Genomic DNA, 23048 nt, shown 5'->3' with positions numbered 1-23048 from the left:
ATCGCGGATCGGCTCCTCCACCAGCTTGAGGTCGCCGGCCTTGATGTCGCCGACCGGGCGGTGCTGCAGCACCCAGCGCTTGAGGTTGGTCATGGGTTGGGGGCTCCGGGGAATTGTTGTTCGTGGGTTCACCGTGCCCGCCTGCGCGCCAAGGGGCAAGGCGTCTCAGTCGGCCAGGCCCATCACCAGTGCCAGCGCGATATTGAGCCGGCGCAGATCACTGGGTTCCAGATGACCGACCACGCCACCGATTCGTTTGCGCCGAACCGTGGTCGGTTTGTCGGCCATCACCTGCGAGCGGGTTCTCAGGCCATTTTTGTCGCTGGGGTCGATGGTAATCCGGAAATCCGGCGCATCGACCAGGTCCGATGTCATCTGGCAAACAACGACTGAAGCATGTGATTCCGGGAAGGCGTCCGACTGAACGATGACGGCGGGCCTTGGCTTGCCATAGTCGCCCGTCGCCGCCACGGTCACAACGTCACCGCGCCGCATCGAAACCCGGTTCGTCGAACTCGGAGATGGCCTCGACCCAGGCCATGGCGGCGTCTTCATGCTGATAGTTCAGGCTCGCACAATGCGCGGCGATCCGATCCCGGACCGATGCCGCGCGCGCGTCAGGCGCCGTCAGCCGGATTTCGCGGACGCCACGCGCGTTCCGCCGCGCCCGCATTGCCTTCATTCGTTCCGCGACCGGCGCCATCTCGAACCACTCCGTCTCGCATTTTCGTAACGCGTTACAGATAACATGGCAAACTCAAAACAACACGGCCCCATAGAATTCTGGAATTCTGCCCTCGGGACTAAACACCTAGTATATCCGTGTACAAAGTTGGCGCTGCTGGCTGTCACGCATGCGGCCAAGGGGAAAGGCAATCGCAGTCATCTTTGCATGGCCGGATAGGGTGGGGATTGGCGTACTGATGCTTGCCGGACTGGTGAGCGGACTTCTCTATTGGGGCCGTATGAACGTTTACCAAGAAAACATGTCCGCACGCGCCGCAGAGATAATTACATGCGAGGCAAATGCACCTCTTCGTTCGGATGATGCCTTTACGCGAGAGTTTGAGCGGTGCGACTTTGATGAATTGTCGAGACTTCGGAACGAGAAGTACACACTACCGTTCTTTATCGACTACATCCGCATTCCATTTTTTCTCGGGGGCATCATATGGGCCGCGATGCGGATCCTCGACTTCATGTTAGGCGGCCCAGTCCGACGCGCCATTGCATCTCACGGTAAACGGATCGTGAGATCTGCGTAGGTCGGAAGAATGGCCAGGTATCAGCACTTTGTCAGCGGTGCAGGGATGGTCGCCGGCGGAAGACTTCGTCGACTCGGTACCCGACTGCCGCCGCCCAGTGTCTCGCATCCCTGACTATCCCAGCCGCCCGGCAATCCGCGCGATGAGATCCATGCGCTCGTGAAGAATGGCGACGATCAGGGCTGGCGTCTCCGGCCGGGGGAGGCAGAAGATGTAGTGATGCTCGCAGCGCATCATTCTCAGGCCGGGGTAAAGGTCGCCCATGTCACGATGCCTCCCATCGCCGGCAGCCAGGGCTGCGGCGCAGCTCTGGAGCTGGCTGACATAGCGGCGGGCCTGGGCATCGCCCCATTGCCGGCGGGTGTAGCGGATGACGTCTCGAAGGTCGACCTCAGCGGCTTTGGTAAGGACGTAGGGCCGGGTCAAGCGGCGGCGTCCGACCCCAGCTCCTCAGTGGCGAGCTCGTCAAACGTCTTGTCGGAGATCTCGCCAGCGAGCCCCTCGGCGACACGGTGGGCGAGGAGGGCTTTCAGGTCGCGCCAGGCGGCTTCATCACTTTCGGTGACCGGTTGAAACAGCCGCTCGACTGCATACTCGCGGATGGTCTTGCCCTGCAATGCGGCCAGGGCTTTCAGGCTCTGGTGTTGCTGTTCAGTCAGGTCGATGGACAGGCGGCTCATGGCTGCAGCTCACGGTGTTTGCCCTCCAATCGACCACAAATGTGGGTTTGTGTCTATTGCTGGGACGGTTTCTGACGCGCAGGCGTCAGGACCACAACGACCCTGCTCGCCCCTAGACCAGCGCCCCGTGGCAGTGCTTGAACTTGCTGCCGGAGCCGCAGGGGCAGGGCTGGTTGCGGCCGGTGGACTGCCAGCCTTCGGGCAGGGCGGAGACCGGCAGGGCCTTGCGCTGGTCGGCCAGCAGGCCGCCGGGCCGGAAGCCCTGGACCTCGTTCTCGCCGGTCAGCGGATCCAGGTGCACCTCGAAGGTCGACGGGATGGGCATGGGCGGCGGCGGGGGCTCCTCGAAGGAGAATTCCACCGTCATCAGCCAGCGGGTGACGTTCAGGCGCAGGTCGACCAGGAGCTTTTCAAAGAGGGTGAAAGCTTCGGTCTTGAACTCGTTCAGCGGGTCGCGCTGGCCATATCCGCGAAGGCCGATCACCGTACGAAGGTGGTCGATGTGCATCAGGTGTTCGCGCCACTGCAGGTCCACCGTCTGGAGCATGAAGCTCTTCTCGATGTTGCGCATGTGCTCGCCGACCATCTGGTTGCGCTCGACGGCGCGGGCGTCGCAGGCCTTGCGGATGCGTTCCTCGATCTCCTCATTGCCGATGCCGTCCTCGGCGGCCCACTGGGCCAGGGGCAGCTGCAGGCCCAGGTTCTGCTGGACGTGGGCGTCGAGGCCTTCGATGTCCCACTGCTCGGCATAGGCCTTGGGCGGCAGGTGGCGGACCACGAACTCGCTGATCACCTCGTCACGGAACTCGCCGATGATCTCCTGCAGATCGGTGGCTTCCATGAACTCCTGGCGCTGCTCGAAGACGGCCTTGCGCTGGTCGTTGATGACGTCGTCGTACTTGAGCAGGTTCTTGCGCATCTCGTAGTTGCGCTGCTCGACGCGCTTCTGGGCGGTGGCGATGGCGCTGTTCAGCCACTTGTGGGTGATGGCCTCACCCTCCTGGACGCCGAAGGTGCGCATGATCGAGTCCAGACGCTCGCCAGCGAAGATGCGCAGCAGGTCGTCCTCGCACGAGAGGAAGAACTTGGAGTGGCCGGGGTCGCCCTGACGGCCGGTACGGCCGCGCAGCTGGTTATCGATCCGCCGGCTCTCGTGGCGCTCGGTGCCGAGCACGAAGAGGCCGCCGGAGGCCAGCGCCTGTTCCTTGAGGTCCTTGATGTCGGCCTCGATCTCGGCCTTCTTGTCCAGCGCCTGTTGCGGCGTGACCTCGACGCCGGCGTCGCGCTGCTCTTCGCGCCAGGTGGCCAGGCGCATATCGACGTTGCCGCCCAGCTGGATGTCGGTGCCGCGGCCGGCCATGTTGGTGGCGATGGTGACGGCGCCCGGCACGCCGGCGTCGGCCACGATGCCGGCCTCCTGCTCGTGATAGCGCGCGTTCAGAACGTTGTGCGGGATGCCGCGGATGGTCTTGCCGTCCAGCTCGAAGGTGTGGGCCTTCAGCATTTCCGAAAGCTGTTCCGATTTCTCGATGGACACGGTGCCCACCAGGATCGGCTGCTTGCGGCGATAGCAGTCCTCGATCAGCAGGCAGACGGCGCGGTTCTTCTCGGCGGCGGTGCGGTAGACCTCGTCGTCGTCGTCGATGCGGGCGACGGGACGGTTGGTCGGGATCTCGGCCACATCCATCTTGTAGATGTCGAGGAACTCCTGCGCCTCGGTGGCGGCGGTGCCGGTCATGCCCGACAGCTTGGCGTAGAGGCGGAAGTAGTTCTGGATCGTCACCGAGGCCAGGGTCTGGTTCTCGGGCTGGACGACGGCGCCTTCCTTGGCCTCGATGGCCTGGTGCAGGCCTTCCGACAGCCGTCGGCCCTGCATCATGCGGCCGGTGAACTCATCGATCAGGATCACTTCGCCGGCGCGGACGATGTAGTCCTTATCGCGCACGTACATGACGTTGGCGCGCAGCGCCTGATTGATGTGGTGGACCACTGAGATGTTGGCAGGGTCATAGAGCCCCGCAGAGTCTTCCTCGAGGTGGCCTGCGGCCTGGGCCATCTCCTCGACGGTCTCGGAGCCTTCTTCGGTCAGGATCACCTGACGCTGCTTCTCGTCATAGTCGAAGGTGGCCGTATCCTTGATCAGTTCCTTCACCAGCAGATCGATGGTCCGGTAGAAGTCGCTCTTGTCATCGGTAGGGCCGGAAATGATCAGCGGCGTGCGCGCCTCGTCGATCAGGATCGAATCCACCTCGTCGACGATCGCGAAGTTGTGGCCCCGCTGGACCATCTCGGTGACTTCGTAGACCAGGTTGTCGCGCAGATAGTCGAAGCCGAATTCGTTGTTGGTGCCGTAGGTGATATCCGAGCCATAGGCCGCCTGGCGCTCGGCCTGACTCAGGCCATGGACGATCACGCCAACGCTGAGACCCAGGAAGCGATAGACCTGGCCCATCCACTCGCTGTCGCGCTGGGCAAGGTAGTCGTTGACGGTGATGACGTGGACGCCCTTGCCCGCCAGGGCATTCAGATAGACCGGGCAGGTGGCGACCAGGGTCTTGCCCTCGCCGGTCCGCATCTCGGCGATGCCGCCCCTGTGCAGGATCATGCCGCCCACCAGCTGGACGTCGTAGTGGCGTTGGCCAAGCACCCGGCGGGCCGCCTCGCGGACGACGGCGAAGGCTTCGTCAAGCAGGCCGTCCAGGGTCTCACCCTTGGCCAGACGCTCGCGAAACTCGACCGTCTTGCCACGCAATTGATCGTCGGAGAGCGCCTGCATGGCCGGCTCAAGCCCCGTGATCTTGATGGCGCGAGCGGCCATACCCTTGACCTTGCGGTCATTGGAGGAACCGAAGAAGCGTTGGAATATGCTCAAGTGATGGTCCGATCGTGCGAGCCGCGCGCGGCGATAAAGCCCTTCGCCGCCGGGGAAAAAGCGCTCTTTCAGGGGCGTGGGAGACTTAAGGAGTGGTCCCGCTCAAGTCAACGCAGCGACCCCCTTTCAGGGTTGACCGACGTCAGGATACCTCTACCGTCGAGCCCACCATGAAGGCTTGATCGCACCTAAGCGCCGCGGAACCCGCTGGCCATTTGCGACGCGCATCGGGTCCAGGCTCGCGCGCGAAATCCTTCCCTGCCTGAAAGACCAACATGTCCTCAACGCTGACGACCAACCGCTATGGATCCATCGCGCCCGAAATCTACGACATCGACAAACCCGACTTCGCCCTGCCGGACACGGCATTTCATCTGGAGCGTTTCCGGGGATTCAGCGCGCCAATTCTCGAGCCCGCCTGCGGCTCGGGCCGCACACTGATTCCATTCCTTCAGGCAGGACTGGACTTGACCGGCTTCGATCCGAGCCCCGAGATGCTGGACCGCTGCCGGGCCCGATGTTCGGCGACCGGCTTCGCGCCGGACCTGGCGGGCTGGACCTTCGCCGACTTTGCCTACCCCGGAACGTTCGGCGCGATCCTTGTGCCGGCCGGCTCATTCACCCTGATCGATGACTTCGCCGCAGCGATGGCGGCCTTGCGCCGCTTTCACGATCATCTCGATCCTGGCGGCGTGCTGGTGCTGGATATCCAGGGCCTGGCCAGCTTGCCCGTCCGAGGTGAGGACCGTCGCCGCTGGACCGCGCCGAACGGTGATCTGCTGACCCTGGAAGGCGTTCGCTCCCGCACCGACTGGTTCCGACAGCGCGCCGAGGTTACCTACCGCTATGAGCGTTGGCGCGATCACCAGCTGGTCGAAACCCAGATCGACATCATGGCCCAGCGCTTCTGGGGGCTGGATGAGTTCCGGATGACGCTCGAAGCGGCGGGGTTCGCGGACATCTCGGTGGTTGGCGACTATGACCGCTCACGCGGTGTGCGATCCAGCGACCGGGGCTGGACGTTCGAGGCCCGCAAGCCCTGAGACCGAGCCGGGCGGGTGTTCGTCAAGGCGACCTTTGCATCGCGGTGTGTAAATCGCTAGAGGCGTGCCCGTCCGTCCCATCTCGAGAGCCCAGCCATGGCGCTGTCCCGCACCGTTCCCGGTATCGGTTTTGCCCTGGCGCTGGCCGTGGCGCTGGCGGGTTGCAGCCGCGGCGAAGGGGGCGATGGCGCGCCGGAACGTGGTGACGTGGCCGCCGCGAGGGTGGACGGCAAGACCGTCTGGGTTTCCGACATCAAGCGCGAGGCAGTGGCCCAGGGCCTGATCGGCGAGGGCGAGCCGCTGGATACCTCCTCCGACGTATTCCGTCAGATGATGGACGAGGTGATCGACCAGCGTCTGCTGGCGAGCGAAGCCATGCGGCAAAAACTGGAAAAGGACCCCAGCGCCCAGCGGCAGCTGGCCGCCGCCCGCGATCGGGTCATGGGTGATCTGCTGATTGATTCCACCGTCGCCGAGGCGGTCACCGAAGCCAACATTCGCGGTCTCTATGAAGAGCAGCAGAGACTGGCCAAGCGCACCGAAGAAATCCGCGCCCGTCGGATCGTCCTGGCGACGGCCGCCGAAGTCGAGGCGGTCAAGCGGCTGGTCGCGGCTGGCGGCTCATTCGAGGCCCTGGCCATGGAACGCTCACGCGATGCGGCTACCCGGTTCAATGGCGGCGACCTGGGCTATTTCACGACGGATATCATGCCCGAGGCCTATGAGGCTGCGCTCAAGGGCGCCAGGCCCGGGCAGCTGGTCGGACCGTTTCCGGTGGACGGCGGGTTTGCCCTGCTGCGCGTCGAGGATGTGCGGCCCGAGCAACCGGTTGCGCTGGAAGCGGCGCGTCCCCAGATCGTGCGCTTCCTGACCTACGACCGCATCCGTGATCTGCTGGAACGGCTGCGGGACAAGGCCAAGGTCGAGACCCTGCTGAAACCCGAGGCCGGAGCGCCCAAGCCGGTTCCACCGGCCGATGCGCCGCCGCCTGCCCCCGTGCCGCCGCCTGCCAAGGGAGCTGCAAAATGAGCCGCCCGCCCAAACCCGTCGAAGTCGTGGGACAGACGCTGGAACGCGCCCTTGATCCTCTGACAAGCGCCCTGAAACGCGCCGCGCTCAAACGGGCCGACAAGAGCTCGCGGGCGTTCGACGACCGGGCCGCAACGCCGGCGGCCGCCGTCGACAAGGCCGCCATGCCGGTCTCGCCGCTGGCTGTGCGGTTTCCGCGCATGCCGCCGATCCCGGGCGTGCTGATGGCGACGGGCCGCGCCGGATTCTACAAGCACGAACGCGACGACCTGCTGGTGATGAGCTTCCCTGATGGCGCCAGCTGCGCCGGGGTTTTTACCCGCCACAAGGTGGGCTCGGCTCCGGTGGACTGGTGCAAACGCCACCTCGAAACCACCAAGGGCGAGGGCGTGAAAGCCCTGGTGATCAACGCGGGCTGCGCCAACTCCTTTACGGGCCGGCCCGGCGCCGACGCCGTCCGGCGCGTTGCTTCCGCCGTTGGCAAGCGCTTGGACTGCCGCCAGCGGGACGTGATGATGGCCTCCACCGGTGTGATCGGCGTGTTGCTGGACGACGCGAAGATTACCGCGCGCCTGCCCGAACTGGAGTCACGCCTGTCGGCCGATATGTGGGGTGACGCGGCGCGCGCCATCATGACCACCGACACCTTCCCGAAGGGCGCTTACGCTGAAGCCGACATCGACGGCGTGACGGTGCGGATCGGCGGGATCTGCAAGGGTTCGGGCATGATCGCGCCGGATATGGCGACCATGCTGGCGTTCGTGGTGACGGACGCGGCCATCGCGCCAGGGGCCCTGCAGAACCTGGCGAGCCTCTACACCCGCAACACCTTCAACGCGGTGACGGTGGATGGCGACCGTTCCACCAACGACACCTTGCTGCTGTTCGCGACGGGCAAGTCCGGCGCCCCGAAAATCAGCCGGGCCGGCGACCGGCGCCTGGCCGACTTCCGCGACAAGCTGGAACAGGTGCTGCTGAACCTGGCCCATCAGCTGGTGCGCGACGGCGAGGGCGCCACAAAGTTCATCAAGATCACCGTCAGCGGCGCCGAGACGGCGGCGTCCGCCCGCAAGATCGCCCGCACGGTGGCCGAGAGCCCGCTGGTCAAGACCGCCTTCGCCGGCGAGGACGCCAACTGGGGCCGGATCGTCATGGCCGTAGGCCGCGCCGATGAGCCCGTGGATCGCGACAGCATGAGCGTGAAGTTCGGCCCCCACTGGGCGGCGCAGGATGGGCTGATCTCGCCGACGTACAGTGAGGCCAAGATGAGCGCCTACATGAAGCAGCAGGAACTTGAGGTCGCCATCGATGTGGGCATGGGCCGGGCGAGTTCCACCATGTGGACCTGTGATCTGACCAAGCGCTATGTGGAGATCAACGGGGATTACCGGAGCTAGGGCGCGCTTTCCCGCGTCCAAGGCGCCACGCGCCTGGGTTCGTCCGCCGGGCGGTAGTTGCTGAAGCGGTTGTCGAAGACCGGGCCGTAGAAGGGGTCGTTGTCCAGGACCGGGCCCCAGCGTTCGCGCATGGTGTCGATCTCGGACTGGAAGCGCGCGGCGGCGGCGGGCGCCAGGTCCAGGCCGCGGCTGGCGCTCTCGTGATGGAAGAGCTCGGCGAAGGGGGTCCAGACGATGTCGTAGCCGGCGGCCCGGACCTTCAGGCAAAGATCGACGTCGTTGAAGGCGACCGTCAGGCGTTCGGCGTCCATGCCGCCCACCTCGTCCCAGACTGAGCGTCGCATCGCCAGGCAGGCGGCGGTCACGGCCGAGACGTTGCGGGCCAGTTTCAGATGACCCTGATAGCCGGGGTAGTCGCCCGGCGCGCCCACGTTGAGGTGTCCGGCGACGCCGCCGGTGCCCAGCACCACGCCGGCATGCTGGACCGTGCCGTCCGGGTAGAGCAGTCGCGCGCCGACCGCGCCGACATTCGGCCTAACGGCATGGCTGACCATCTCGGCCAGCCAGTCCGGACCAATCATGCTGATGTCGTTGTTGAGCAGCAGGATGATCTCGCCCCGCGCCTCGGCGACCGCGCGATTCATCAGGGCGGAGAAGTTGAAAGGTCCCGGCGCGGGCAGGATGCGCACGCGGGGATCGGCCGTCAGCGCCTCGAAGTGGGCCAGGGTCTCGGGCTCGACACTGCCGTTGTCGACAATCAGGAATTCCAGCGCCTCGTAGTCCGTGCCGTGCAGCACGCCTTCGGCGCAGCGGGCGAACAGGTCCAGGCGGTCGCGCGTCGGCACGATGATCGAGACCAGCGGTTGCGGGTCGGGCAGGGGGCGATGCACGCGCAGCCAGCGCGCGGCGCCGGGCTGGTTGGAGACAAAGGCGCCGTCCTGATCCGTCCTGGCCAGATGCTCGGCGACGGCATGGCGCGCGGAGTCGGCGCAGATTTCCGCCCAGCGGCGCGAGAACGAGCCCTGCCGGCCACGCCAGCGCCAGTGGTAGAGCACCCACGGAATGTGGCGGATGCGCTCCGGCCCGATGCGCTCGGCGGCCCTGAGCGCCAGGTCGTGATCCTGGGCGCCTTCGAACCCCTCGCGCAGGCCGCCCAGGTCTTCGAGCAGGCTGCGGCGATAGACCGCCAGATGGTTGACCATGTTCTGGCCGAGCATCAGTTCGGCGTTCCATCCGGTCTTGAAATAGGGCTGGGAGCGGCGGCCGCGCTCGTCGATCTTGTCCTCATCGGAATAGATCAGGTCGGTCCCGGGGTGCTGCTCGAGCGCCGCAGCCACATGATAGAGCGCGTGCTCGGTCAGGAGGTCGTCGTGATCCATGAAGGCCACGAAGTCGCCGGTCGCCAGGGCCAGCGCCGAGTTGGTCGCGGCTGTGATCTGGCCGTTCTCGGCGCGTCGAACGACCCGGATGCGGGTGTCGCTGCGGGCATAGTCTCCGAGAATCCGCCAGAGCGCCTCGCCGGGTGAGCCGTCGTCGGCGATGCAGAGTTGCCAATGCGGATAGAACTGGGCTTGAATCGAGGCAATGGCCGCCCGGATCAGCGGTTCCGGCGTGGCATAGGCCGGCATCACCACCGAGATCACCGGCGGGTTCGTCATGCAGGCGATATGCGCGGCGATGGCCGCCCGGTCCGCGTCGTTCAGGGTGTCGTGGACGGCGATCCACTCGCGATATTGCGCGTCGGTCTGGGCGTCAGGACCCAGCACCTCACGGACGTATTTCTCGCCCCAGCCTGTCCTGACGATCAGGCGCGCAATCTGGTGCACCGGCCAATGCAGGACCGGCGAGCGTCTGACGACAGATAGGGCGCGAGCTGAAAGGGTTCGAAGCAGCATGTGTGGTGTTGAGCGTGAGGCGGTCGATCAGACGCACGCCTCACGCTCAAGTCCATAGAGAAGCTTATCGGTTCGACCAGACCCCGGTGGAGCCGCCGCCGGAGCTGGAGGACGAGCCCGTCCGGCCGCCACCGCCGTGACCGCCGCCACGGCCCGCGCCGCCGCCACGGCCGCGGCTGTCGCGGCTGGGACCCTTGAAGGCGGGCTTGTCGCCGGCCGGACGCGCGGATGCGCCTTCGCTGCGACCGGCGCCGCCACCGTTGCGGTTGCGCTTGGGGGCGTTCTGACCCCGGGCGCCGCCACGGGTGTCGGCGCGCTCGGGCTTGCCGCCGGGATCGGGCATCGCGGCCGTCACGGCGCCGAGGTGGCGATCGTTGCGGCGATCAAACGAGGGGATCCGCTGCCGGCTCACCTTCTCGATGTCCTTGAGCAAGCTGCGCTCGTCGTCAGAGCAGAAGGCCACCGCCGAGCCGTCGGCCCCGGCACGGGCGGTGCGCCCGATCCGGTGCACGTAGGATTCCGGCACGTTGGGCAGGTCGTACTGGACCACGTGGCTGATGGCGTCGACGTCGATGCCGCGGGCGGCGATGTCAGTGGCCACCAGAACGCGAACCTTGCCGGCCTTGAAGTCGGCGAGGGCGCGCTCGCGCTGGCCCTGGCTCTTGTCGCCGTGGATGGCGGCGGCGTCGACGCCGGTCTGCTCCAGGCCCTTGGCCACGCGGTCGGCGCCGCGCTTGGTGCGGGTGAAGACGATGACACGCTTGAAGGCCGGGTCGTCGAACAACTCGCCCAGCAGGGCGCGCTTGCGCTGCTGTTCCACGAACACGACGCGCTGGTTGACGCGCTCGACCGTGGTGGCCTGCGGGGTGACCGCGACCTTCAGCGGGTTGGGATTGAGGATCTCGCTGGACAGCTTCTCGATCTCGCCCGGCATGGTGGCCGAGAAGAACAGGTTCTGGCGCGGGGCCTTGGGCAGGAACTTCACGATCTTGCGGATGGGCACGATGAAGCCCATGTCGAGCATCTGATCGGCCTCGTCCAGGACTAGGATCTCGACGCCTTCCAGGGTGATGGTCTTCTCGCCCAGGTGGTCGAGCAGGCGGCCCGGCGTGGCGACGAGGACGTCGATCCCGGGGGCCAGGGCGCGCATCTGGCCGCCATATTTCACGCCGCCGAAGACGACGGCTACGGAGACGCCGAGGTGCTTGCCATAGGTCTTGAAGCTCTCTCCGATCTGGGTGGCCAGTTCGCGGGTGGGGGCCAGGACGAGGACGCGGGCCGAGCGGCGCGGCGCGGCCTTCTTGTTCTCGGCCAGGCGGTGCAGGATGGGCAGGGCGAAGGCGGCGGTCTTGCCGGTGCCGGTCTGGGCGATGCCCAGCAGGTCGCGGCCGGACATGACGCCGGGGATGGCCTGCGCCTGGATCGGCGTGGGCGTGTCGTAGCCTTCGTCAGCCAGCGCCTTGAGCAACGGCTTGGCCAGGCCAAGGTCGGTAAATTGAGTCAATGGATAGTCTTTCGCGTGTGCGCGGCTGCGGCCCATCGGATTGTCCGATGAGCGCGGGCGGCGCGGTCTTTGGGGAAGCGCCCCGCGTGATGGGCGAATCTATGAGATCGTTCTCACTGCGCTCGACAGGCTGGGTCGAAAAAGACCCCACGCGGCTGGAGCGTCGCTAGCACTCAGGAGGAGCGCAGCCCACACATCGGGGTTATCGCTGTTAATGTCAACCCACGCTGGCCTTTTTCCCAGGCCGGGCGCGGCTTCGATCCGGGTCCGCCGGCGCAGGAAGGTCCTCCGGATCGTCGATCAGAATCCGCTCCGCGTCGCCTTTCGGGTCGTCGTACTGCCCCGCGCGCAGCGTCCACCAGAAGGCCCCGACGGCCAGCAGGCCCAGGCCTATGGAGAAGGGGGCGAGCAGCATGACGATGTTCATCTGGCCCGCCCCGTCCGCAGCGCGTTCAAGGTTACGACCAGGGAAGAGCCCGACATCGCCAGCGCCGCGATGAACGGATTGACCAGCCCCAGCATCGCCGCCGGCGCCGCAACGGCGTTGTACAGGGCGGCGAAGCCGAAGTTTTCCAGGGCGCGCTTGCGAGCGCTTCGCGCCACGTCCAGAGCCTCTGTCACCGCCATCAGGCCGTCGCCGGTAAACACCAGATCCGCCGCATTCTGGCTGGCGTCCAGCGCGGTTCCGGGCGCCATCGCCGCATGCGCCCCGGCCAGGGCCGCGGTGTCATTGAGGCCATCGCCGACCATCAGCACCCTGGAGCCGCTGCGGGAGCGTGCCTCGACGGCGGCCAGCTTGTCTGCGGGCAGGACCGCGCCCTGCCAATCGGCGATCCCCACGGCGTCAGCGACGGATTTCACCGCATCCGGCACGTCGCCCGACAGAATCTCGACGGTCAAGCCTCTGGCCTTCAGGGCCCGGATTGTCGCGGCGGCGTCGGGGCGCACCCTGTCCGAGAAGCGGAACCGATACCTTTTGTCGCCGTCGAAGCCGAACCAGAGTTCGGTCTCGCCGTGCCGTTCCCCGGCAAGACCCAGGAAACTTGCGCGACCCAGGCGAGCGCGGCGGCCGTCGATGATCCCCTCCACGCCCTCGCCATGATGCTCGGTGATCCCGTCGGCGATCGGTCCGTCGCCGGCCTCTGACGCCAAAGCGCGCGACAGGGGATGGCGGGAAGCGCGGGCCAGCGGCGCGGCCATCTCGACCAGCGCCTCAACCGGGTCAATCAGGCGCGGGCGACCTTCCGTCAGCACGCCGGTCTTGTCGAAGATCACATGGGTGACTTCGGCCAGGCGCTCCAGGGCCGCACCGGACTTCACCAGCACGCCCTTCCGGAAAAGCCGAGCTGAGGCCGTGATCTGCACGGCCGGAACCGCCAGTCCAAGGGCGCAGGGGCAAGTGATTATCAGCACGGCTACGGCGCGGATCAGGGCCTCGCGGGGTCCGAGCCCCAGCGCCCATCCTCCGGCAAAAGTCAACGCCGCGAGCGTATGAACCACCGGCACATAGACCACCGCAGCCTTGTCGGCGAGCCTCACATAGCGGGATTTGGCCTGGCCGCCGGCTTCGACCAGCCGCGCAATGGCGGCCAGGGCGGAGTCCTCCGCCCTCGCCAGGGCGGTCACCCGCAGGAGGCCGGACAGGCTGAGCGCCCCGGCGCGGCAGACCTGCCCGGGTCCGACGCGGATGGCGGCAGACTCCCCGGTCAGAAGGCTGTTGTCGATATCGGAGGCGCCCGAGGTGACACGGCAGTCCACCGGGATGCGGTCGCCCGGCCGCACGATCAGACGGTCCCCGGCGGCTATCGCCTTGATCGGAGTTTCAACCGGATGGTCGTGTGCATCGAGACGGGTCGCCACCGTCGCCTGAAGCGCCAGCAGATCTGCGGCGGCGCTGTGGGCGCGGGCGCGCAGTTGATGGTCCAGCCAGCGACCGATGAGCAGCAGGAACAGTAGCGAAACAGCGGCGTCGAAATAGGCGTCGCGCCCGCGAAGGATCGTTTCGGAGAGGCTGATCGCCAGGGTCAGAAGCACGCCCACGGAGATGGGGACATCCATGTTCGCCCGTCCGGCGCGGAGCGACCGCCACGCCGAGCGGAAAAATGGCCTGCCTGCGAACAGCGCGCACGGCGCGCCCACGATGCCCGAGAACCACATCATCAGCGTCCGGGTCGCCGGTCCCAGTTCCTGACCGAACAGGCCGGCCCAAAGCGGCACCGAGAACATCATGGCGTTCATGGCGCCGAAGGCGGCCACGGCCATGGCGAGGATCAGGGCGCGACCTTCCGCATCATGGGCGGCGGCGGCCTCGCCGGGGTCAAACGGCGTGGCCGGATACCCCAGCCGCGCCAGGGCCTGGATCAAGGTCTGAGCGTCCGGTCCGGGCCGTTGCACCTCAACCGAGAGCTTGCGGTTGGTGAGGTTCACGCGCGCAGACGCCACGCGCGGCAGGTCCATGAGGCCGCGTTCAATCTTGCCCATGCAGGCGGCGCACCGGGCGCCGGGCACGAGAAAGTCGAACCGTGTCGAAGACGTCTCGCGCGCGACCAGGCCCGGGAAGGTGTCGGTCAGCGCCATGTCAACCGCCGCTCGGCGAGGAACCGGGCGCCGTCGGGAGCCCGGGCTTCAACGGTGAGGTCCCAGGCGCCCGACATCGGCCCGAGGTCGGCTTCGTATTGGCCCGGCCGGATCTCCCGCAGGACCGGCCTCAGACGCCCGACTTCCGTGGCGGGGCGCTCCAGCCGTGCGGAAACCTTCAGGTCGCGAAGCGGCAGGCCAGCTCGATCCACATATGCGACCGCCAGTACGCCAGGGCGCGCCTCGGCTGACGCTCGCCAGCCCAGCTGGTCCTGCGCTTTCAGCTGTGTGATCCGCTGATTGTAGAGCAGGCCATCTTCATACGGCGTAACGGAGACCTGACCGGGGTGCGTCCGGTAGGCCATCACGGCAAAGCTGGCGTCGACCCCGATCACGATGACGAAGAAAGCGGTGACGCCGGCGGCGACGTGCCAGCCCTTCACACGAAATCCCGGCGGGTCGATGCTGTCTCCGGAGGTCATGGGCGCACCTTTGGCGGCGAGAGGAAAACGGTGTCGGCTCGCGCGCTCATATTGGGCGCGGTGACTTCAAAGCTGGCCGGGGTGCTGGACGCCGACAGCCGCTGGCCGTCGGTCGTGACAAACACCCGGATCGCGCTGACCTCATTGGGCGGCGCCGTGATGACCAGGGTCTGGCCAGGCGCGGCGCCGGGACGGCTCAGCCGCGCGCCCGTGACACCGGCGAACCTGATGTCGAGCCTGAGGGGCTCGAAGGTGCGGTTGGCGACCTTCAGGGTGTAGCCATTCCGGATCTCGCCATCGCGCAGGCGGATGAACGTCGGGTTGCGGTCTCTCAGCGCATGCAGGGTGAGAACTTCCCGGGTGGACAGCCCCCAGATCATCAGTCCAGAAACGACCGAGAGGGCTACGGCATAATAGATCGTGCGTGCGCGCACCGGACGGTATTCTGCCGTCCGGCCCGCCTGACGGGCGGTCACTGCCGCGTCTGTATCGTAGGCGATCAGCCCTCGCGGCCGCTCTACCTTGATCATGACCTCATCGCAGGCGTCGATACACAGGCCGCAGTTGATGCACTCCAGCTGGGAACCGTCGCGGATATCGATGCCCATCGGACACGCGACGACGCACTGGTTGCAGTCGATGCAGTCGCCGCGCCCTGTCCAGCTGTCAGCCTTCTTGTGGGGACCGCGCGGCTCCCCACGATCGTAGCGATAGGTGACCTGCAGCGAATGGTCGTCGATCATGGCGCCCTGGATGCGGGGCCAGGGGCACATGTAGATGCAAACCTGCTCGCGCATGTGGCCAGCGAACACATAGGTCGTCGCCGTCAGCAAGGCGCAGAAGAAATAGGCCGTAAACGGACCCTCTCCGGCCCAGAACGCCGTCAGCAGGGTCGGCGCGTCATGAAAGTAGAAGATCCAGGCTCCGCCCGTTGCGAAGGCCACGCCGAGCCAAACCAGATGCTTGCCGCTCTTGCGCCAGACCTTGTCGAAGGACCATGGCGCCGCGTCCAGACGTAGCCGGGCGTTGCGGTCGCCTTCGAACAACCGCTCCACATGGATGAACAGGTCTGTCCAGATGGTCTGCGGGCAGGCGTATCCACACCACAGGCGCCCGAAAAGAGCCGTCACCAGGAAGAGCGCCAGGGCGGCGATCACCAGCAAGCCGGTGATGAAATAGACTTCCTGCGGCCAGAGCTGGATGTTGAAAAAGTAAAAGCGGCGGCCGGCGAAATCGACGAGGACCGCCTGGTCAGGCAACCCGCCAGGGCGATCCCAGCGGATCCAGGGCGTGATGTAGTAGATCGCCAGAGTGAGGATCAGCAGGGCCCATTTGATGGCCCGCCAACGGCCGTGAACCAGTTTGGGATGGATAGGAACCCGGGGCTTATAGAGACCCCCGCCGGGCTCCGCCTTGGCGCGGGCGCGTCCAGCCGCTGACTTCGGGGCCGGCCGGGTCCGGTCGATGATGACGGTCATGGTCCGGTCGGTGTGGAAGGCGGGGCGACTGGCGCCGGCGGGGCGGCCGGCGCGGCGCCTTCGCCGCCAGAGTTCACGTGGACATAGACCGCCAGCGCCTTGATCATTTCGGGGGAGAAGCGGGCCTCCCACGACGGCATCACCCCGTTCCGACCGTTCCAGATCTGGTTGCGGATGGAGTCCCGATCCGGTCCATAGAGCCATTCAGCGTCCGTCAGATCCGGCGCGCCTTTGACGCGGTCTCCGGTACCGGTGGGGCCGTGGCAGCTGACGCACTGAACCTGGAACGTCGGGGCGGCCCTGGCGACAGCCGCTCGGTCCGCCGGTCGTCGCGACAGGGCGACCACGTACTCGATCAGGTCCGAAATCTGGGCCTCGGTCAGCAATTGATCGCGGCCGAATGCGGACATCATCGTCTCTCCGCGTGCGCCCGGGTGTCCGGAGCGGACGCCGACCACCAGGGTCTTCTGAATGTCGGCTAACCCGCCGCCCCAGAGCCAGATGTCGTCGCGCAGGTTTGGATAGCCCTTGCCGCCGCCGCCGCCTGCGCCGTGGCAGGTGGCGCAATTGTCGCCGAACACGGACTGTCCGACCTGGAGGGCATAGGCCTGGAGCTCGGGATCTGCCTCGATCTGCTCGAGACTGGCGGATCTCAGCCGGGCCGCGCCAGCGCCTCGAATGGCCTCCAGAGCCCTGAGATCGCTGGAAAGCTCCTGCCGGTCCGACTGGCCCAGCACGCCACGGGTGAAACCCGTGACCCCCGGCCAGGCCGGCATCAGCACCCAATAGACGATGGCGATGATGATTGTGCCGTACCAAACCCAGAGCCACCAACGTGGGAGGGGACTGTCGAGTTCCTTGATCCCGTCCCACTCATGACCGGTGGTTTCGATCCCGGAGTGATCGTCGCGTTCGCGCTCAGTCATGGTCGATCTCGTCGTCTTCAAGCGGCAGCCTGGCCGCCGCGTCAAAAGCCGCCTTGCGGCTGGGCCACAGCGCGTAAATCACGCCGGCGAGGAAGATGGCGCCGAAGTAGAGCGTCCCGGCCTGCTGGGCGAAGATCGCAACGGTCTCGTAGGACAGTTCGCTCATCGCATGTTCTCCGGGTCTTCGGCCTTGTAGGTGCGGAAGTCGACCATGGTTCCCAGCACCTGGAGGTAGGCGATCAGGGCGTCCATTTCGGTCAGTCGCGCTGGATCGCCGTCGAAGTCGCGTTGGCCTACCTTCACGCCGTACCGCTTCTTGAGACCCGAGTTTTCGCCGGCGAAGGCGTCGACCTGGGTTTCCAGATCCTTGGTGGCGTTAGCGATCTGGTCCTTCGTATAGGGCACGCCCACCTGGCGCAGGGCGGCAAGGCGCCGCTCGATGATCCGGTAGTCCAGGTCGGTCTCGGCGAGGAACCTGAAGGGCGGCATGTTGGATTCCGGCACGACGGCGCGGGGATCGGTCAGGTGATCGTGATGCCAGCTGTCGGAATACTTGCCGCCGACCCGCGCCAGATCCGGGCCGGTTCGTTTCGATCCCCACTGGAAGGGGTGGTCGTACATGCTCTCGGCGGCCAGGCTGTAGTGGCCGTAGCGCTCGACCTCGTCGCGAAGCGGCCGGATCATCTGCGAGTGGCAGAGGTAGCAACCTTCGCGGACATAGATGTCTCGGCCCGCCTGTTCGAGCGGCGTGTAGGGGCGCACCCCGTCAACCTTCTCGATGGTGCTTTCCAGGTAGAACAGCGGGCTGATTTCCACGAGGCCGCCGATCGACACAACGATCACGATGCCCAGGACCAGGGCCAGCGAGTTCCGCTCTAACTTGGCGTGTTTCTTCCACATGTGCTGGGCCCCTACGCGACGGCTTGAAGGAGGGCGACGGGTGTCCCGTCAGCCTGGGCGCTGGCGACGCGGGGCATGCGGATCGTGCGCCACACGTTGTAGACCATCACCAGGGCGCCCCCGAGGTACATCAGCCCGCCCACGGTGCGGATGACGTTCTCGACGTGCTTGGCGGCGACGGTCTCGACGAAGGCGTTGGCGAGGTAGCCCTGGGGCGTGTACTCGCGCCACATCAGGCCCTCCATGATGCCGGAGACCCACATGGCGGCGATATAGAGAACGATGCCGGTGGTCGCGATCCAGAAGTGCCACTCGATCAGCTGATCGGAGTACATCCGCTCCTTCTTCCAGAGCCAGGGCACCATGCAGTAGATCGCCCCGAAGCTGATGAAGCCGACCCATCCCAGCGCGCCCGAGTGCACGTGACCGATCGTCCAGTCGGTGTAGTGGGAGAGGGCGTTGATCTCGCGGATCGACATCAGCGGACCCTCGAAGGTCGACATCCCGTAGAACGCGATCGCCACCACCATCATCCGGACCACAGGGTCGGTGCGCAGCTTGTCCCAGGCGCCGGACAGCGTCATCAGACCGTTGATCATGCCGCCCCAGGACGGCATCCAGAGCATGAGCGAGAAGGTCATGCCGAGGGTCTGGGCCCACTGCGGCAGGGCCGTGTAGTGGAGGTGGTGAGGTCCTGCCCAGATGTAGATGAAGATCAGCGACCAGAAGTGGACGATGGATAGCCGGTAGGAATAGACGGGCCGCTCCACCCGCTTGGGGACGAAGTAGTACATGATCGCCAGGAAGCCGGCCGTCAGGAAGAAGCCCACGGCGTTGTGGCCGTACCACCACTGGATCAGGGCGTCCTGGACGCCGGAAAACGCCGAGTAGCTCTTGGTCTCCAGCAGGCCCACAGGGATCGCCGCGTTGTTGACCAGGTGCAGGATGGCCACGGTGACGATGAAGGCCAGATAGAACCAGTTGGCCACATAGATGTGCGGCTCCTTGCGCTTCCACAGCGTGCCCAGGAACACCAGCAGATAGGCGACCCAGACGATGGTCAGCCAGATGTCCACATACCATTCCGGCTCTGCGTACTCGCGGCTCTGGGTGATGCCGGCCAGGTAGCCGGTGGCGGCCAGCACGATGAACAGCTGGTAGCCCCAGAAGACGAACCAGGGCCAGGCCCCGCCGGCCAGGCGCGCCTTGCAGGTTCGTTGTACGACATAGAACGAGGTGCAGATCAGGGCGTTGCCGCCGAAGGCGAAGATCACCGCCGAGGTGTGCAGGGGACGAAGCCGCCCGAAGTTGAGCCAGGGCGCGTCGGGGAAGTAGAAGATCGTCGGCCAGCTGAGCTGGGCTGCGGCCAGGGCGCCTGCGGCCAGCCCCGCGATCGCCCAGAACAGGGTGGCGATCACGCCGGCCCGGATCACCCCGTCCGAGTAGCGGCCCGGATCGATCCGCCACCGACCGGTGCCGAGCCCCAGGGATATCCCGCAGATGGCCAGCACGAACGCGGTGGTCGCGACATAACCGTGGAACCGCATCAGCGGATCATCTGTCAGCGCGGTGGCCATCAGGGCGCCCAGCGCTGCAAACCCAGTCACCACATAGATTGCGATCACATCCCCGGAAGGTGCGTCGTCGTTCTGTATCCTTGCCAGCGTCATGGATCCCGCGATCATTTGAGAGACTGACGAAGCTATGCCGCCGGTCGGGCGCTGCGGCCTTGATCTCGGTCAACGACAGGCGTCGCCGCGGGCCCAAGATTATGGCGTTTCCAGGAGCGACCACCACCGTGCGACTGACCGCCCATGAAGATCCTGTCCTGCGCTTCGGCGCGGTCGTCGTGGGGGGACTGTTCCTGACCGCCGCCAGCGTGGCGGTCGACCTTGCGCAGTGGCACATGGCGGGCCTGGGAACGATCTGCGGCGCCAGCTCCCATCCCCATTGTGGCTGGTGCTTCGGGGCGGCGGGTCTGGTCCTGTCCGGGCTCGCCGCGTTCGCCTACGCGCTTCGACCGCCCCGACCGAGGTTGAACCCATGCCCATCCCGGCCTTCCCGCTCCTGATCCGCGCGCTCCTGGTGTGGGCGATCATCATGGTTGCCGAAAGCGCCAACGGCGTGCTGAGGCGACTGTTGCTTGACCCCACCACCATCCACGCCCTGCGGCAGGTGTCGGTTCTGGTGGGTGTCCTGATCATCTTCGCGGTGGCGTGGGTGTTCCGGCGATGGATTGTAACCGACAGCGGCCTGCGGCTTTTCGGAATCGGCGTACTCTGGGCCGGCCTGAGCCTGGTCTTCGAGTTCAGTCTGGGCCGGGCGCTGGGCATGACCTGGCCGGCGATGCTGGCGGACTACGACCTGACCCGGGGCGGTGTCATGGCGCCAGGCGTGTTGGCGATCGCGCTGACGCCGTGGTTCGTGAACTGGCTGGACCGGAGGCGTCCGGACCGTCTTGACGATCGGTCCTAGACCGCTCTGATCGGCCCTGGATAGGCCGCGAGCGCCTTATCCGATGTCAGCAGGGTGACGCCCTCGGCGGTGGCCTGGGCGATGAGCAGGCGGTCGAAGAGGTCGCGGTGGAGCGGGGGCAGGCTTTCGACGGCGACGACGTGTTCGCTGGTGATCGCCAATTCGGCATAGCCGTTGTCGATCAGACCGCGCCGCAGCAGGCGTGGATCGACCCTGAAGTCGTCGCGCCCCAGGCCCCGCTTGATGGCGATTTCCCACAGGCTGGCGACGCTGAAGATCAGAATGTTGCCGGGGTCCTCGATCAGGTCTCGCGCAACGGCTGGCAGTCGATCCGGCGTACCGGCCGCCCACAGCAGCAGGTGCGTATCAAGCAGCAACTTCACGCATCGCCGCCGAACAGGTTCTCGATCACCGCGCCGCCCATGCGGTCGAAATCGTCCGGGGTTTCGATCTGGCCGGCCATAAAGCCCAGGCGGCGGACGGCGCCGCCGGTGGGGGCGCTGAGCGCTGTGACGGTCACCATGGGCTTGCCCGCCTTGGCGATGATGAAGGGCTCGCCGTTTGCAGCGCGCTCAATCAGCCGCGACAGGTGGGTCTTGGCCTCGTGGATGTTTACGGTGCGCATGGAGAGATCCGGTTAAACTAAGTCTGATTAGTTTAGTCTATCACGCGAAGAGGTCAAAGCGCGGCTTGGAAACCCTTCGCGACGGGCGTACCAGTCGGAGGGCCTGACAGAGCGACACGGCTCTGCGGCTGTTGGTCTGCGGTTCTCCGAAGAGGTATGCCATGCGAATTCTGACCGTCGCTCTTGTCGCGGCGATGACTTTCGGGGGTGCCGCCAGGGCGTCGCAGTCGGCAACGGATCGTGCGGCGATTGAAGCCATTGAGAGCCGCCTGCTGGCGTCGGCGCCGGGTTCCGTTGCCGCAACCTTGAATGGCCGCATGGCGGTGCTGAAAGTCCCAGGCGTCAGCATCGCCTTCATCGAAAACGGTCGTGTGAAATGGGTCCGTGCCTATGGCGTGTCCGACATGACGGAGCGGCGACCGGTGGTGCCCGGCACGCTGTTCCAGGCGGCTTCTATGAGCAAGATGGTGGCCGCAGCCGGCGCGCTGCGCTTGGTCGAGCAGGGCCGCCTTGACCTCGACGAAGACGTGAACCTCAGCCTGAAAACCTGGCAGGTCCCACCCAGCCTCTTCACGGCGACAGAGAAGGTCACGTTGCGCAGGCTGCTCAGCCATACGGCAGGCCTCACGGTCAGTGGGTTTCCTGGCTATGTTGCAGGGAAACCGGTGCCCACGACAGTGCAGGTGCTGAATGGTGCTGTGCCCGCCAACACCCCGGTCGTCCAATCGTTCGAGGTACCGGGCGGAGCCCTGGCCTACTCCGGCGGCGGCTACACGGTTGCCCAACTCGCGGTAGTCGAGGCGGGCGGCAAGGCTTATCCTGAACTCTTGGAAAGTCTGGTGTTGCGGCCAGCTGGCATGACCCGGTCTACTTTCGCCCAACCGCTGCCTGAGCGCATGACCCCACAAGCCGCCAGCGGTCATGACCGAAACGGCAAAATCATTCCTGGCCATCGTAACGTCTATCCGGAGTACGCAGCGGCCAGTCTCTGGACCACGCCTTCGGACTACGGTCGCTTCCTGATTGGTCTGCAAAATGCCTACGCCGGGCGCCAGCCCGCGTTCCTGCGCCAGTCCTCAGTGCGAACAATGGCAACGCCCGTCAGCGCTGGCTATGGCCTCGGCGCTGACATCAAACGTCGTGGAGGCAGGCCTGCCATTGGTCACGGCGGCAGCAATGCCGGCTTCCAGTGCGTCTCCTTCGCATTCCTGGATGGGTCTCGGCAGGGCGTTGTTGTAATGACCAACAGTGACGGCGGCGGCGTCCTTGCCAGCGAGGTTATACAGGTGCTCGCGGATACCTATGGTTGGGGCGCCATCGAGGTGGTCGCCGAGCCGTTCCGGCGCGCGCCCTACATCGCAGTTCCACCCAAATGAAACCCATCCTCCTCGTCGCCGCCGCCGCCCTGGTCGACGCCGACGGGCGGGTGCTGATCTGTCAGCGGCCCGAGGGCAAGGCGCTGGCGGGGCTGTGGGAGTTTCCGGGGGGCAAGGTCGAGGCCGGCGAGACGCCCGAGGCTTGCCTGATCCGCGAACTGGCCGAGGAACTCGGCATCACGGTGACGAAGAGCTGTCTGGCCCCGTTCGTGTTCGCCAGCCACGAGTACGAGGGCTTCCACCTGCTGATGCCGCTCTACCTGATCCGCCGCTGGGAAGGCGTCATCGTGGCGCGTGAGCACAAGGCGATGGCCTGGGTGAAGCCCAACGCCATGGGCAGCTATCCCATGCCACCCGCGGACGCGCCGCTGGTGGCATGGTTGCGCGACCTGATCTGAGGTCGACCGGTATCAACGCTTAGGTCACAGACCCATAAACGGGATTCCCAAATCGGGGTGTCGCTGATTCAATCTTCGCAGGATGGAGGTTGAGATGGCACGCTTTGATCTGACGGATTTCGAGTG

23 protein-coding genes and 1 pseudogene are annotated in these 23048 nt (G+C 66.0%); 7 read left to right on the top strand and 17 right to left on the bottom strand.

Going from position 1 to position 23048, the window contains the following annotated elements; genetic code table 11:
- Window positions 1-165 precede the first annotated feature (165 nt).
- The 5 genes from ACIQ3B_RS13275 to secA form a co-directional block, all read right to left on the bottom strand.
- Window positions 166-477 carry a type II toxin-antitoxin system PemK/MazF family toxin gene (locus tag ACIQ3B_RS13275; RefSeq protein ID WP_397403319.1) on the bottom strand — a complete coding sequence of 104 codons (312 nt, stop codon included), beginning with the start codon at window positions 475-477 and terminating at the stop codon, window positions 166-168.
- Between the two features lie 4 nt (window positions 478-481).
- Window positions 482-703, bottom strand: a complete 222-nt coding sequence (locus tag ACIQ3B_RS13270; protein ID WP_397403317.1) for a hypothetical protein — start codon at window positions 701-703, stop codon at window positions 482-484.
- Window positions 704-1379: 676 nt separating this feature from the next.
- Window positions 1380-1691: a type II toxin-antitoxin system RelE/ParE family toxin gene (locus ACIQ3B_RS13265; protein ID WP_397403315.1), complete on the bottom strand. Its 312-nt coding sequence runs from the start codon at window positions 1689-1691 to the stop codon at window positions 1380-1382.
- On the bottom strand, window positions 1688-1945 hold the full coding sequence (locus tag ACIQ3B_RS13260) for an antitoxin (RefSeq protein ID WP_397403313.1): 258 nt from the start codon (window positions 1943-1945) through the stop codon (window positions 1688-1690). The genes ACIQ3B_RS13265 and ACIQ3B_RS13260 overlap by 4 nt, the downstream gene beginning before the upstream one ends.
- A 112-nt stretch (window positions 1946-2057) precedes the next feature.
- Window positions 2058-4763, bottom strand: a complete 2706-nt coding sequence (gene secA, locus ACIQ3B_RS13255) for a preprotein translocase subunit SecA (RefSeq protein ID WP_397403321.1) — start codon at window positions 4761-4763, stop codon at window positions 2058-2060.
- Between the two features lie 329 nt (window positions 4764-5092).
- Here secA and ACIQ3B_RS13250 point away from each other — a divergent pair, with 329 nt between their 5' ends.
- From ACIQ3B_RS13250 to argJ, 3 genes and pseudogenes are all read left to right on the top strand, one after another.
- On the top strand, window positions 5093-5860 hold the full coding sequence (locus ACIQ3B_RS13250) for a class I SAM-dependent DNA methyltransferase (protein ID WP_397403311.1): 768 nt from the start codon (window positions 5093-5095) through the stop codon (window positions 5858-5860).
- Window positions 5861-5956: 96 nt separating this feature from the next.
- On the top strand, window positions 5957-6889 hold the full coding sequence (locus ACIQ3B_RS13245) for a peptidylprolyl isomerase (protein WP_397403309.1): 933 nt from the start codon (window positions 5957-5959) through the stop codon (window positions 6887-6889).
- Window positions 6837-8286: pseudogene (gene argJ, locus ACIQ3B_RS13240) on the top strand (bifunctional glutamate N-acetyltransferase/amino-acid acetyltransferase ArgJ). The gene ACIQ3B_RS13245 and the pseudogene argJ overlap by 53 nt, the downstream one beginning before the upstream one ends.
- Here argJ and ACIQ3B_RS13235 read toward each other — a convergent pair.
- The 10 genes from ACIQ3B_RS13235 to ccoN form a co-directional block, all read right to left on the bottom strand.
- Window positions 8283-10112 carry a glycosyltransferase gene (locus ACIQ3B_RS13235; RefSeq protein WP_397403307.1) on the bottom strand — a complete coding sequence of 610 codons (1830 nt, stop codon included), beginning with the start codon at window positions 10110-10112 and terminating at the stop codon, window positions 8283-8285. The pseudogene argJ and the gene ACIQ3B_RS13235 overlap by 4 nt on opposite strands.
- A gap of 133 nt (window positions 10113-10245) precedes the next feature.
- A complete protein-coding gene (locus ACIQ3B_RS13230) occupies window positions 10246-11685 on the bottom strand; it encodes a DEAD/DEAH box helicase (RefSeq protein WP_397403305.1) in 1440 nt (479 codons plus the stop codon).
- Between the two features lie 217 nt (window positions 11686-11902).
- The gene (gene ccoS, locus ACIQ3B_RS13225; RefSeq protein ID WP_397403302.1) at window positions 11903-12112 is read right to left on the bottom strand and encodes a cbb3-type cytochrome oxidase assembly protein CcoS; all 210 of its coding nucleotides are present in this window, start codon (window positions 12110-12112) and stop codon (window positions 11903-11905) included.
- On the bottom strand, window positions 12109-14262 hold the full coding sequence (locus ACIQ3B_RS13220; RefSeq protein WP_397403300.1) for a heavy metal translocating P-type ATPase: 2154 nt from the start codon (window positions 14260-14262) through the stop codon (window positions 12109-12111). The genes ccoS and ACIQ3B_RS13220 overlap by 4 nt, the downstream gene beginning before the upstream one ends.
- Window positions 14253-14744, bottom strand: a complete 492-nt coding sequence (locus ACIQ3B_RS13215; protein WP_397403299.1) for a FixH family protein — start codon at window positions 14742-14744, stop codon at window positions 14253-14255. The genes ACIQ3B_RS13220 and ACIQ3B_RS13215 overlap by 10 nt, the downstream gene beginning before the upstream one ends.
- Window positions 14741-16222: a cytochrome c oxidase accessory protein CcoG gene (gene ccoG, locus ACIQ3B_RS13210; protein WP_397403298.1), complete on the bottom strand. Its 1482-nt coding sequence runs from the start codon at window positions 16220-16222 to the stop codon at window positions 14741-14743. Before ccoG ends, ACIQ3B_RS13215 begins: the two co-directional genes overlap by 4 nt.
- Window positions 16219-17148: a cytochrome-c oxidase, cbb3-type subunit III gene (gene ccoP, locus ACIQ3B_RS13205; protein WP_397403296.1), complete on the bottom strand. Its 930-nt coding sequence runs from the start codon at window positions 17146-17148 to the stop codon at window positions 16219-16221. The genes ccoG and ccoP overlap by 4 nt, the downstream gene beginning before the upstream one ends.
- Window positions 17141-17314, bottom strand: coding sequence for a cbb3-type cytochrome oxidase subunit 3 (locus tag ACIQ3B_RS13200; RefSeq protein WP_397403294.1), 174 nt, complete (start codon window positions 17312-17314; stop codon window positions 17141-17143). The genes ccoP and ACIQ3B_RS13200 overlap by 8 nt, the downstream gene beginning before the upstream one ends.
- A complete protein-coding gene (gene ccoO / locus ACIQ3B_RS13195; RefSeq protein WP_397403292.1) occupies window positions 17311-18048 on the bottom strand; it encodes a cytochrome-c oxidase, cbb3-type subunit II in 738 nt (245 codons plus the stop codon). Before ccoO ends, ACIQ3B_RS13200 begins: the two co-directional genes overlap by 4 nt.
- A gap of 11 nt (window positions 18049-18059) precedes the next feature.
- Complete coding sequence (gene ccoN / locus ACIQ3B_RS13190) at window positions 18060-19718, bottom strand: cytochrome-c oxidase, cbb3-type subunit I (RefSeq protein WP_397403290.1); 1659 nt, start codon at window positions 19716-19718, stop codon at window positions 18060-18062.
- Window positions 19719-19846: 128 nt separating this feature from the next.
- Here ccoN and ACIQ3B_RS13185 point away from each other — a divergent pair, with 128 nt between their 5' ends.
- Both ACIQ3B_RS13185 and ACIQ3B_RS13180 read left to right on the top strand, forming a co-directional pair.
- Window positions 19847-20119, top strand: coding sequence for a hypothetical protein (locus ACIQ3B_RS13185; RefSeq protein ID WP_397403289.1), 273 nt, complete (start codon window positions 19847-19849; stop codon window positions 20117-20119).
- Complete coding sequence (locus ACIQ3B_RS13180; protein WP_397403287.1) at window positions 20092-20523, top strand: hypothetical protein; 432 nt, start codon at window positions 20092-20094, stop codon at window positions 20521-20523. The genes ACIQ3B_RS13185 and ACIQ3B_RS13180 overlap by 28 nt, the downstream gene beginning before the upstream one ends.
- On the opposite strand, the gene ACIQ3B_RS13175 is transcribed toward ACIQ3B_RS13180, so the two are convergent.
- Both ACIQ3B_RS13175 and ACIQ3B_RS13170 read right to left on the bottom strand, forming a co-directional pair.
- Window positions 20520-20906, bottom strand: coding sequence for a type II toxin-antitoxin system VapC family toxin (locus ACIQ3B_RS13175; protein ID WP_397403285.1), 387 nt, complete (start codon window positions 20904-20906; stop codon window positions 20520-20522). The two genes, ACIQ3B_RS13180 and ACIQ3B_RS13175, sit on opposite strands and share 4 nt — an antisense overlap.
- Window positions 20903-21148, bottom strand: coding sequence for a type II toxin-antitoxin system Phd/YefM family antitoxin (locus ACIQ3B_RS13170; protein ID WP_397403283.1), 246 nt, complete (start codon window positions 21146-21148; stop codon window positions 20903-20905). The genes ACIQ3B_RS13175 and ACIQ3B_RS13170 overlap by 4 nt, the downstream gene beginning before the upstream one ends.
- Window positions 21149-21309: 161 nt before the next feature.
- On the opposite strand from ACIQ3B_RS13170, the gene ACIQ3B_RS13165 reads away from it, so the two are divergent.
- Complete coding sequence (locus ACIQ3B_RS13165; RefSeq protein ID WP_397403281.1) at window positions 21310-22524, top strand: serine hydrolase domain-containing protein; 1215 nt, start codon at window positions 21310-21312, stop codon at window positions 22522-22524.
- Entirely contained in the window at window positions 22521-22922 is a 402-nt protein-coding gene (gene mutT / locus ACIQ3B_RS13160; protein ID WP_397403279.1) for an 8-oxo-dGTP diphosphatase MutT, read from the top strand. The genes ACIQ3B_RS13165 and mutT overlap by 4 nt, the downstream gene beginning before the upstream one ends.
- Window positions 22923-23048: the final 126 nt, after the last annotated feature.

It is taken from the genome of Phenylobacterium sp., assembly GCF_044358365.1.
Classification (GTDB): domain Bacteria; phylum Pseudomonadota; class Alphaproteobacteria; order Caulobacterales; family Caulobacteraceae; genus Phenylobacterium.
The sequence above is the reverse complement of the archived record's forward strand: the minus strand, read 5'-3'. Positions and strand labels throughout refer to the sequence as shown.